The sequence below is a fragment of the Spongiactinospora sp. 9N601 genome (assembly GCF_044326295.1).
GTDB lineage: Bacteria > Actinomycetota > Actinomycetes > Streptosporangiales > Streptosporangiaceae > Spongiactinospora > Spongiactinospora gelatinilytica.
On the sequence record NZ_JBIRBB010000020.1, the window covers coordinates 115,404 to 127,195 of the forward strand.

Below are 11,792 nucleotides of genomic sequence, written 5' to 3' on the forward strand. Positions count from 1 at the left end.
CGCAAGAGTCAAGACGGTGTTGACAGATGGCTACGTGACGCCCGGGGGCTCACCCATGAGTGCGATCTCCAACCTCACCATTCCCGACCTTCTCCATGCCCGCGCTCAGGCCGACCCCGACCGGGAGGCGCTGATCGTCCACGGAGGCGGCAGCGGCGCGTTCGGCGCCCGCCCGGGCTCGCTCACCTTCGCCGAATGGGACCGCGGCGCGGCCGAGGTGGCCCGCGGCCTGGCCGGCCGCGGCGTCGGCCGCGGCGACCGCGTCGGACTGGTCTTCGGAAACGGCGACTGGATCGACTACGCGGTGACCTTCTGCGGGGTGACCGCCGCCGGGGCGGTGGCCGTACCGCTGTCGGACCGGCTGGCCGAAGCCGAGATCGACGCGGCGCTCGCGCACTGCGGCGCGGCGACCGTGCTACGGCCCGGCGACCTGCCGCTCGGCGGCGGCGCCGAGCCAGCGCCCGCGCGTCCCGGCGACATCGCGCAGATCCTGCTGACCTCCGGCACCACCGGCCGGCCCAAGGGCGTGGCCGCCACGCATGCCAACCTCACCTTCGGCCACGGTGGTCGCAGGCGGCCGTTCGCCCACTCCGCCCACCTCGCGCACGCCTTCCCGATCGGCACCAACGCCGGGCAGACCATGCTGGTCACCGCCCTGTCCGCGCACCCGGCCACGGTCACCCTGCCCCGCTTCACGCCGGGGAGGTTCGCGGCACTGATCGAGGAGTACCACGCGGGCACGGTGTTCCTCGTGCCCGCCATGGCGGTCGAACTGCTCGCCGCCGGTGTGCAGGACCGCCACGACCTGTCGTGCGTGCGCCTGCTCGGCTCGGCCGCCGCGCCGCTGCCCGCCCCGGTCGCCGAACGGCTGTGCACCGCCTTCCCGCGCGCCGCCATCGTCAACTACTACACCTCGACCGAGTCCTACCCGGCCCAGACGATCATGATGTACGACCCCGACCGGCCCGGCAGCGTCGGCCAGGCCGTCGGCGGCGGCACCGTCAAGATCGCCACCGCGGCCGGGGAGCCGGTGCCCGCCGGCGTGACCGGCGAGGTGTGGCTGCGCTCACCGGCCGCCCCGCGCGCCTACTGGGCCGACGAGCGGGGCAGCCGCGAGGTGTTCCGCGACGGCTGGGTGCGGATGGGCGACCTCGGGCGGCTCGACGAGGACGGCTACCTCTACCTGGTGGACCGCGAGAGCGATGTGATCAAGTCGGGCGCGTTCAAGGTCTCCACGCTGCACGTGGAGGAGACCGCGCACGAGTGCCCCGGGGTCCGCGAGGCCGCCGCGTTCGGCGTGCCGCACCCCACGCTCGGCATGTCCGTCGCGCTCGCCCTCGTCGGCTCGGTGACCCCGCAGGAGCTGCGGCTCTTCCTCGCCGACCGGCTCGCCCCGCACGAACGCCCCGCCCGGGTCGTCCTGATGGATGCCCTCCCCAGAAACCACGCGGGCAAGGTGGACAAGCGCCTCCTGCGAGAAGGAGCACGATGATCGGTACGACGACCGTGGACGCGGTCCAGCACGGCATGTGGATCAACGAACGGCTGGGCGCGGGCTCGGCCTACCACGTGCCCGTGGTGATCAGGCTGCGCGGCCCGCTCGACCGGGGCGCGCTGATCAGGGCGTGCGCGGCCGTGGTGGAACGGCACCCGGTGCTGTCCGGGCGCGTCGAGGAGGACGACGGCGTGCCGTACCTGCGGAGCGGCGACGCCCCCGTGGAGGTCGCCCACATCGCCGCCGAGGGCGAGGCGCTGAGCGAGATCCTGCGCCGGGAGGTGGTGCGGCCGTTCGACCTCGCGGCGGGGCCGCTGGTCCGCTTCACCATGGTCGGCGAGTCACCGCTGCGGCACCTGCTGCTCGTCGTGGCCCACCACCTCGTCTTCGACGGCAGGTCCAAGGATCTGCTGGTCGCCGAGCTGGCCGCGGCCTACGGCGGCGCCCGGCCGCCGGTATTCCCGGTGCCCGAGGTGTCCGGCCCGGACACCGAGCCCGCCCCCGGCTTCTGGGACACCCGCTGGCGCGAGCCGGGCCTGGTCGCGCTGCCCGGAGCGCCGGGCCGCTCCCGGGGCACCGCCCCGGGCCGTACCGTCGCCTTCGAGACCGACACCGACTTCGCGATCCCCGGGCTGACCAGGTTCGAGGTCCTCACCGCCGCCCTGCACGCGCTGCTGCGCTCCTACGGCAACCAGGACGTCGTCACCGCGATCGACCTGAGCACCCGCCGCCCCGGCGACGCCGCGGCGATCGGGTCGTTCGTCAACGAGCTGCCGCTGTTCAGCCGCCCCGAGGCGGGCATGCCGTTCGCGGACTTCGCCGCCGGGCTGCGCGCCGAACTCCGTGCGCTCTACGCCCACCGGCACCTCCCGCTCGCCCGCGCCGTGCCCGGCCTGCGCCCGCACGCGGCGCTCGCGCCGGTCTCGATCAGCTACCGCAGGCGCGAGGAGCCCGAACCGGACTTCGCCGGACTCGACGCGTCGGTCGAATGGCTGGCCGCCAACCACGCGGTCAGGGGATCGCTCCAACTGCAGTTCCTGGACACCGCGGGCGGCCTGACCGGCTCGCTGCGGTACGACCCCGAGGAGGTCCCCGAGGCGGGGGCGGTCGCCGGGGAACTGGTGGCGCTGCTGGACCGGTTGGCCGCCGCCCCGGACGCGCCGCTGTCCAAGCTGCTGGACATCCGCGCCGCGCACGTGGCCGAAGCCGTTGCCGCCGCTCCGGTGACCGAGGCGCCCGGCGAGGTGGACGACCCGCTCGCGGGCGAGGTCGCCGGGATCTGGGAGGAGGTCCTTGGCATCTCGCCGATCGGGCCGCACGACGACATCTTCGACCTGGGCGCGCACTCGCTGACCATCACCCAGATCATCGCCAGGATGCGCAAGCGGCTGAAGCTGGAGGTGCCGCTGGACGCCTTCTTCGAGACGCCGACCATCGCCGGGGTGCTTCAGGCGGTCCGCAATGACTGACCTGCTCGACCGGCCGCCGGGCGGCCTGCCGTACCCCGGCGGGGGCGGCGACGACCTCGAACTGATGCTGATGATCCGGGCGTTCGAGTACAAGCTGCTCGACCTGTTCGCCGCCGGGATGCTCAACGGCACCACGCACACCTGCCTCGGGCAGGAGCACGTGCCGGTCGCGCTGTCCCCGCTGATGGACCCGCGCGACCACGTCTTCAGCAACCACCGGGGCCACGGCCACTACCTGGCCAGGTACCGCGACCCGCACGGCCTGCTCGCCGAGATCATGGGCCGCGAGGGCGCGGTCTGCGGGGGCGTGGGCGGCAGCCAGCACGTCCACCGTGACCGGTACATGTCCACCGGCGTGCAGGGCGAGAGCCTGCCGGTCGCGGCGGGCGTCGCGCTGCACCTCTCGCGCGCCGAGCCGGGCGCCGCGGCCTGGGCCTACATCGGTGACGGCACGTTCGGCGAGGGCGCGGTCTACGAGGCGCTGAACATCGCGGCGCTGTGGCGGCTGCCGGTCGTGGTCGTGGTGGAGAACAACGGCATCGCCCAGTCCACGCCGACGAGCGCGCACCTGGCCGGGACGATCGCCGGGCGGGCCGCCGCCTTCGGCGTTCCGCACCTCGCGATCGGCTCCACCGACCCCGCGGAGATCCGCGACATCGTCGCCGGGCCGCTGGGGCACGTACGGGCCGGGCGCGGGCCGCTGGTGCTGGAGTTCCGCGCCCATCGGCTCGGCCCGCACAGCAAGGGCGACGACACGCGCGATGAACAGGCGCTGCGCGAGGCCAGCGCGGGCGACTGGTACCACCGCTACGCCGAGGCCGACCCCGCCGGGCTGGCCAGGGTGGAGTCCGAGCAGCGCGCGTACGTGGCGGCGGTGGCCGACGAGGTCGCCGCCCGCCCGCCGTCCACCGGGCGGGCCGCGTGCGGGTAGCCGACAACCTCAACGCGGCGCTGCACGACCTGCTCGACCGCGACCCCCGGGCCTACCTGCTCGGAGAGGACATCACCGACCCGTACGGCGGCGCGTTCAAGATCTCCCGTGGCCTGTCCGAGCGCTTCCCCGGCCGGGTGCTGTCCACCCCGATCAGCGAGGGCGCGCTCACCGGCATGGCCGCCGGGCTCGCCCTGGCCGGGGACACCGCCATCGCCGAGATCATGTTCGGCGACTTCGTCACCCTCGCCTTCGACCAGCTCGTCAACTTCGCCGCCAAGTCGGTGACCATGTACGGCAAGCGGCTGCCGCTGCGCATGGTCGTGCGCTGCCCCAGCGGCGGCGGGCGCGGATACGGCCCCACGCACAGCCAGAGCCCGCAAAAACACCTGCTCGGCGTGCCCGGCCTGGCGATCTACGAGGTCTCGCCGTTCCATGACAACCACGCGGTGTTCGCCGCGATGCTGGACCGCGGCGAACCCTGCGTGCTGTTCGAGGACAAGGTCCTCTACACCCGCCCGATGTACCCGGCGGCCGAGCCGTTCCGGCTGACCCCGCCGGAGACCCCGGACGGCTTCGCGCGCGTCGCCCTTCCCGGCGGCGACCCCGACTGCGTGATCATCGCCACCGGCGGCACCGCCCACAAGGCGCTCGCCGCGATGCGCGCGCTGCTGCTGGAGGACGAGATCACCGCCGCCCTCCTGATCCCCTCGCGCCTGTACCCCTTCGACTTCCCCGCGGCGATCGGCGCGGCGAACTCGGTGTTCGTGGTCGAGGAGAGCACGGCGGGCGGCACGTGGGGCGCGGAGGTCGCGCACGTGCTGCACGGCCGCATGTGGGACCGCCTGGCCCGGCCCGTGCAACTGGTCCACTCCGCGGACTCCATCATCCCCACCGCCGCCCACCTCGAAGAACGCGTGCTGGTCAGCGAGTCGTCGATCCACCGAGCCATCAGAAGGGCCCTCCGTGGCTGACATCCGCGTCCCCAAGCTGAACAACAACGACGCCGAGTACCTCCTGGTCGAATGGCTCGTCGAGGACGGCGCGCCGATCCGCTCCGGTGACCCCATGGTGATCGTGGAGACCTCCAAGGCGGCCGAGGAACTGACCGCCGAGGAGACCGGCCACCTGCATCACGGCGTGCCTGCGGGGACGTGGTGCCGGCCCGCCCAGTCCATCGCGCACATCACCGCCTCGGCCGCCGCTCCGGCGCGGCGGGAGCCAGCCGCGGTACCCGGGCACGCCGTACCCGAGGCGGACGGCCCGCTCATCACCGAACCGGCGCGGGCCCTGATGAACGAAATGGGCATCACCGAGGACGCGGTCCGCGCGCTCGGCGTCGCGGTCGTGCGGCGGACCGACGTCGAACGGCTCGCCGCGCCCGCCGCCCGGCCCGCCGACACCCCCGGCCCGGCGGGCGGGAGGCGCCGCCCGCTGTCGCGCGTGCAGCGGGCGGTCGGCCGCGCCGTGGAGACCTCGCACCAGACCATCCCCGCCGCCTACACCGCCGTGCGGATGGACCTCGGGCCGCTGCTGGCCCGCGCCACCCGCCTGACCAGGGAGACCCGCCGGCCGGTGGGCCTCGCCGAGCTGTTCGTGATGGCGGTCGCCGAGACCTACGCCGACCACCCGATGTTCTTCGCCACCCTCACCCCGGACGGCACCGCCGCCGACATCCCCGACGCGCCGCACATCGGCGTCACCGTGGACGCGGGGGAGGGCCTGTTCGTCCCGGTGGTACACGACGCCGCCAGGATGGGCGTCAAGGAACTGGCCACGCTGCTGATGAAGTACCGGGTGGCCGCCGCAGGCGGCGAGTTCACCGAGCGGGAGCTGAGCGGCGCCGGCATGGTGATCACCCTGCACACCGAGCCCGACGTCGTGCTCGCCATCCCCTACGTGCTGCCCGGCACGGCCTGCGCGCTCGCCGTCACCCCGCCCTCGGACGGCACCCACGCGACCATCGGCATCGCCTACGACCACCGGCTGGTCAACGGCCGGGACGCCGCGCTCTACATGGGCCGCCTCAAGCAGATCATCGAGACTCCGGAGACCGCGTGACCACCCTCTCGCCGGACAAGAAGGCCCTGCTCGCGCAGCGGCTGCGGCGGCGTACCCGGGCGCGGGTCATCACCCCCCGCGACCCTGCCGCGCAGCCGCCGCTGACGCCCGCCCAGGAGCGGCTGTGGTTCCTGGAGCAGTACCGGCCGGGCACCACCGCCTACACGATCCCGCTGGTCGTGCGCGTACAGGGCGAACTGACCGGCCCCCGCCTCGCGACCGCCCTGGCCGGGGTCGCCACCCGGCACGAGGCGCTGCGCATGCGCTTTCCCACCGACGGCGACGGGCGGCCCCACGTCGTGATCGACGCCGAGCCCCGGGTCGAGCTGACCGTCCTGGAGATCCCCGGCGAGGACGCGGCCCGCGCGGCGGGCGCGGCGCTGCTCGCCCGCACCTTCGACCTGGCGGCCGGGCCGCTGTGGCGGGCGGCGCTGGTGACGATCGCGCCCGGCGACCACCTGCTGGTGCTGGCCGTTCATCACCTGGTGGCGGACGGCTGGTCGGCGGACGTGATCCTGCGCGAGGTGCTGACGCTGTGCGGCGGGGACGCCGCGCCGGACCCGCCGGGGGCGCAGTACGGCGACTATGCGCTATGGGAACGCGGCAGGGACCACGACGGCGAACTGACCTACTGGCGCGAACGGCTGGCCGGGCTGCTCGCCCTGGACCTGCCCACCGACCTGCCGCGGCCCGCCGAGCAGAGCAGCGCCGGGGCCGGGCACGAGTTCCACATCGACGCCGCGCTGACCGGGCGGATCGCCGCCCTCGCCGCCGAGTGCGGGGCCACGCCGTACATGGTGCTGCTGGCCGCGTTGCAGGTGCTGCTGGCCAGGCACAGCGGGCAGGCCGACTTCGCGGTCGGCTCGCCGGTCGCCGGGCGTGACGTGCCCGAACTCGACGGCGCGGTCGGCATGTTCGTCAACACCCTGGTGCTGCGCGCCGACCTGGCCGGCGACCCGTCGTTCCGCGACCTGCTGGCGCGTACCAGGGAGACCGCGCTGGACGCCTACGCCCACCAGGCCCTGCCGTTCGACCGGCTGGTCGGCGACCTGAACGTGGCCCGCGACGTGAGCCGCACGCCGCTGTTCCAGGTGATGTTCGCGCTGCAGAACTACGGGGCCGCCGCCGCGGCGCCGGTCGGCGGGTACTCCGTGACCGGGGTGACGCTGCCGCCCGCCGCGTCCCGGTTCGACCTGTCGTTCTACCTGCACGAGACGCCGGACGGCCTGAGCGGTTACGTCATCTACAACAGCGACCTGTTCCTGCCCGGCACGATCGAGCGGATGGCCGCGCGCTACGCCAGGCTGCTGCGGTCCATCGCCGACGCGCCGCAGACCCCGGTCTCCCGGCTGGACCTGCTCACCGCCGAGGAACGGGCGGCGCTCGACCGCTTCAGCCTGCCGGCGGAACCGCTCCCCGAGCCCGCCGGGTCACTGCCGGAACTGATCGCCGCGCAGGCCGCCGCCACCCCGGACGCCACCGCGATCGTCTGCGGCGGAGAGAGCCTGACCTACGCCGAACTCGACCTGCGGACCGGGCGGCTCGCCGCCCACCTGCGCGCCGCGGGCGTCGGTCCCGACGTGCGGGTGGGCGTCTGCCTGGACCAGTCCGCCGACCTCGCCGTCGCCGTGCTGGGCGTACTGCGGGCGGGCGGCGCGTACATCCCGATCGACCCCGCCTACCCGCGCGACCGGATCGGCTACATGCTCCAGGACGCCGACGCCCGGGCCGTGATCACCGTCCCCGAGCACACGGAACTCCTCACCGGCCAGGTGATCCTGATCGGCGACGTCCCCGCCGGCCTCGATCCGCTCCCCGTGCGGAGCGCGTCGCCGGACGACCTGGCGTACGTGATCTACACCTCCGGGACCACCGGGCGGCCCAAGGGCGTCGGCATCCAGCACCGCCAGGTGGTCAACTACCTGGCGGGCGTACGGCAGCGGCTCGGCGTGCCCGAGGGCGCGGACTTCACGCTGGCGCAGTCGCTGTCGTTCGACTTCGGCGTGACGATCTTCTACCTGGCGCTGCTCACCGGCGGCCGGCTGCACCTGGTCTCGCCCCGCACCCCCGCCGTCGAACTGGCCGAACGCTTCAGCCGCACCGACTACCTGAAGATCACCCCGTCCCACCTGGCGTCCCTTCAGGCCGAGGCCCCCGAGGCGAACCTGCTGCCGCGGCGCACGCTGATCCTCGGCGGCGAGGCGTCGCGCGCCGACTGGGCCGCCGGCCTCACCGCCTCATGTGATGTCGTCAACCACTACGGGCCCACCGAGGCCACCGTCGGCATCACGACGTACGCCGTCCCGGGTACGCCGGGCGCGGGCGGCATGCTGCCCATCGGCCGCCCGCTGCCCGGGGCCCGGGTCTACGTACTGGACGAGAACTTCGCGCCCACGCCCATCGGCGTGCCCGGCGAGGTCTACCTGGGCGGCGACCGGCTGGCCCGCGGCTACCTGGGCCGCCCCGCGCTCACCGCGGAGCGGTTCCTGCCCGACCCGTTCGGCGAGCCCGGCGCGCGGATGTACCGCACCGGTGACATCGGCCGCTGGTCGCCCGAGGGCGACCTGCACTTCCTCGGCCGTCGCGACCTCCAGGTCAAGGTGCGCGGGTACCGCGTCGAACTCGCCGAGATCGAGGCCGTGCTCGAAGACCTCCCCGGCATCGACCAGGCGGTCGTGGAGGCCCGCGCCGACCGGCTGGTCGCCTACCTGGTCGGGGCCGCCATGAACGTCGGCGACCTGCGCTCCGACCTCGCCGGCAGACTGCCCGACTACATGGTCCCCGCCCGCTACGTGTGGCTGGACGAACTCCCGCTGAAGTCGCACGGCAAGGTGGACCGCGCCGCGCTGCCCGACCCCGGCGAGGAGCGCCCCGACCAGGAGACCGGCTTCGTGGAGCCGGAGACGCCGCTGGAGGAGGCGGTCGCCGGGATCTGGGCGGGCGTGCTGGGGCTGGCGCGGGTCGGCGTCCTGGACGACTTCTTCGACCTCGGCGGGCACTCGCTGCTCGCGGCCCAGCTCGTGGCCCGGCTGCGGCACGCCGTACCGCCGGACGGACGCCGGCCCACCATCCTGGACGTCTTCAAGCACCCCACCGTGCGGCGGCTGGCCAAGGTCATGGAGGCGGGCGCGGCGGGCGCGTCCGATCGGCTGCTGCACCGGCTCACCCCCGCCGGACGGCGGGTCGCGGCGACGGCGGTGTGCGTGCCGTACGGTGGCGGCAGCGCGGTCATCTACCAGCCGCTCGCCGACGCACTGCCGGACGACTGGGACCTGTACTCCGTCGCGGTCCCCGGGAACGAACTGGGCGAAACCGCCCGGCCCTCGGCCGAGGTCGCCGAACAGTGCGCCACGGAGATCCTGAAGTCGGTGCGGGGACCGATCGTGCTGTACGGGCACTGCGGCCTCGGTGTCACCCTCACCGTGGAGGTCACCCGCAGGCTGGAGGCGGCCGGACGCGAGGTCGAGGCGGTCTACCTGGGCGGGATCTTCCCGTTCTCCCGCCCGGCCGGTCCGCTGGCACGGCTCGCGGCCCGGATGGACCGGCTGCGCAGCGACCGCTTCTGGGCCAACGCCCTGCGCGCCTCCGGCCTTGACGTGGACGAACTCGCCCCCGACCAGCTCAAGCTGATCATCGAGAACCGCCGCCAGAGCACGCGCGAGGCCGAGGAGTACTTCGCCCGACTCTTCCGCGAGGGAATGTCACCGCTGCGCGCCCCGGTCATCTCGGTGGCGGGCGAGCGGGACCCGGCGATGGAGTTCTACCAGGAGCGCTACCCGGAGTGGCACCTGATCGCCTCCACCGTGGGCCTGGTCGTCCTGGACGAGGCCAACCACTTCTTCCTCAAGTACCGCGCGACCGAACTGGCCGCCATCCTCACCACCGTCCACCCCTCCCTTCCCACCGGCACCCTGATCACCACTCCCACCTGGTGGCTCCACGCCATCTCCACCACCACCCCTGAGCCCGCTGCCCTCACCCCGGCCGGCGACTTCAACACCGACCCCACCGCAACCGCGACCACCGACCCGGCCACCACCGCCGCCCCCGCCGCGGTCACCGGCCTCAGTCCCGGCCCCATCACCGACCCCACCGATGCGGGGGCCGACGGTGGTACAGGCACGTCCCCCCTCGTCCCGGCTCCTCGCACCGAGCCGGACGTCGGGCGGGCCGTACCAGCGGGCCCCGCGTCGGCGCGGACCGTGGCCGGGCCGCCGACCGGGGCCGGGGCGTCGCCCAGTATGGGCCGGTTCATGCTGGTGGCGGTCGGTCAGCTCGCGTCCATCCTCGGTGCGGCGCTGACCGAGTTCGCCGTGCCGATCTGGATCTACCTCACCACGGGCTCCCTGGTCAGCTACGCCCTGTTCTCGGTGATCGCACTGGTCCCCGGCCTGCTCGCGGCCCCCCTCGCGGGCGCGGTCGCCGACCGCTTCGACCGCCGCCGGGTCATGCTGGCCGCGAACGTCGCCGCCGGCGGCGTCCAGCTCTGCCTCGGTAGCCTCCTGTGGACCGGCAACCTGCGGATCTGGCACGTCTATCCGCTGCTCGCCATCCTTTCCGTGGCCCTCGCCTTCCAGCGGCTCGCCTACCAGTCCGCCATCCCGCAACTGGTCCCCAAGCGCTACCTCGGGCACGCCAACGGCATCGTGCAGACCGCCACCGGAACGGCCCAGCTCATCGTGCCGCTGGTCGCGGTCGCCCTGATGGCCGTGATCGGCCTGGAGGGCATCCTCATCCTCGACGTGACCGGCTACACCCTCGCCATCGCCGTCCTGCTGGCCACGAAGTTCCCCGCCACCATGGCCGCGCGCCGCAGGGAAACGGTCATGGCCGAGATGATCGGCGGCTTCCGCTACTCCTGGGGCCATCGCGGGTTCCGCGGCATGCTGGCCTTCTTCGCGGTGTTCAACGTGCTCGTCTCGCCGCTGTTCCTGCTGATCTCGCCGCTCGTGCTCGCGTTCGCCACCCTCCAGGACGTCGGCAAGGTGTCGTTCGCGGGCGGCCTCGGCGCGCTGCTCGGCGGCCTGACCGTGGCCGTGTGGGGCGGGCCGCGCCGGCTGCGGATGCGCGGCATGCTGCTGTCCGGGCTCGCCCTGGCCGCGTTCTGCCTGGCCACCGGCGTCGTGGACAGCCTGGTCGTGATCGGCGTCGGCGCGTTCGGCATGTCGTACTGGCTCGCCGTCCTCAACGGCGTCTACGCCACCCTCATCCAGGTCAAGGTGCCGCAGCGCTTCCACGGCCGGGTGTTCGCGATCAACCAGATGATCGCCTGGTCCACCCTGCCGGTCGGATTCGGCCTGGTCGCCCCGTACGGCACGGCGCTGTTCGAGCCGCTGCTCGCGCCCGGCGGACCGCTGGCCGGGACCGTGGGCGCGGTGATCGGCACCGGTGAGGGACGCGGCATCGGACTCATGTACCTGCTCTTTGGCCTGGCCATCGCCCTCCTGGTACTGATCGCCCTGCGGGTACGCGCCCTGTCGCGCTTCGACACGCACGTCCCCGACGCCCTCCCCGACGACCTCGTCGGCCTGGCCGTACTAGAAGGCCGCACCCACCCGACCACCCCGAACCCCCACCCCGACAAGACCCCTCGCCCCTGAAGATCACCCATCAGGCAACCCACGGTGTGGCGCGGCCCCGGGCCCGTAGAGGGGGCGGGCCCGTGGCCGCTCACACACCCAGAACCCCCGGATGTGGACCAACTGCGGGACGTTTCTCCAGGCTGAAGGTTTCAGACCGCGGGGTGGCCCGCTCCTGCATGTTCTGGGGCATCAGGCCGCCTCATGGGTTCGGGCGGTCGCCGGAGCCGGGCCGACAAGAGGTCCGAGGCACCGGG

General features: G+C 73.7%; 6 protein-coding genes. All 6 read left to right on the forward strand.

All coding sequences use genetic code 11. The features are described from left to right. Positions 1–55: 55 nt before the first annotated feature. Genes ACH34R_RS36635 through ACH34R_RS36660 form a run of 6 tightly spaced genes read left to right on the forward strand, consistent with a single transcriptional unit; the run spans position 56 to position 11,556 of the window. Positions 56–1,492, forward strand: coding sequence for a class I adenylate-forming enzyme family protein (locus ACH34R_RS36635; RefSeq protein WP_397566175.1), 1,437 nt, complete (start codon positions 56–58; stop codon positions 1,490–1,492). Beyond that, the gene (locus tag ACH34R_RS36640) at positions 1,489–2,964 is read left to right on the forward strand and encodes a condensation domain-containing protein (protein ID WP_397566176.1); all 1,476 of its coding nucleotides are present in this window, start codon (positions 1,489–1,491) and stop codon (positions 2,962–2,964) included. Before ACH34R_RS36635 ends, ACH34R_RS36640 begins: the two co-directional genes overlap by 4 nt. Further along, a complete protein-coding gene (locus ACH34R_RS36645) occupies positions 2,957–3,895 on the forward strand; it encodes a thiamine pyrophosphate-dependent dehydrogenase E1 component subunit alpha (RefSeq protein ID WP_397566177.1) in 939 nt (312 codons plus the stop codon). Before ACH34R_RS36640 ends, ACH34R_RS36645 begins: the two co-directional genes overlap by 8 nt. Beyond that, a complete protein-coding gene (locus ACH34R_RS36650; protein WP_397566178.1) occupies positions 3,886–4,869 on the forward strand; it encodes an alpha-ketoacid dehydrogenase subunit beta in 984 nt (327 codons plus the stop codon). Before ACH34R_RS36645 ends, ACH34R_RS36650 begins: the two co-directional genes overlap by 10 nt. Continuing rightward, complete coding sequence (locus ACH34R_RS36655; protein WP_397566179.1) at positions 4,862–5,956, forward strand: 2-oxo acid dehydrogenase subunit E2; 1,095 nt, start codon at positions 4,862–4,864, stop codon at positions 5,954–5,956. The genes ACH34R_RS36650 and ACH34R_RS36655 overlap by 8 nt, the downstream gene beginning before the upstream one ends. Continuing rightward, on the forward strand, positions 5,953–11,556 hold the full coding sequence (locus tag ACH34R_RS36660) for an amino acid adenylation domain-containing protein (protein ID WP_397566180.1): 5,604 nt from the start codon (positions 5,953–5,955) through the stop codon (positions 11,554–11,556). Before ACH34R_RS36655 ends, ACH34R_RS36660 begins: the two co-directional genes overlap by 4 nt. Positions 11,557–11,792: the final 236 nt, after the last annotated feature.

Coding starts and splice junctions, on each gene's coding strand:
- ACH34R_RS36640 (WP_397566176.1), top strand. CDS start 1,489: ATGATCGGTACGACGACCGTGGACGCGGTCCAGCACGGCATGTGGATC.
- ACH34R_RS36635 (WP_397566175.1), top strand. CDS start 56: ATGAGTGCGATCTCCAACCTCACCATTCCCGACCTTCTCCATGCCCGC.
- ACH34R_RS36645 (WP_397566177.1), top strand. CDS start 2,957: ATGACTGACCTGCTCGACCGGCCGCCGGGCGGCCTGCCGTACCCCGGC.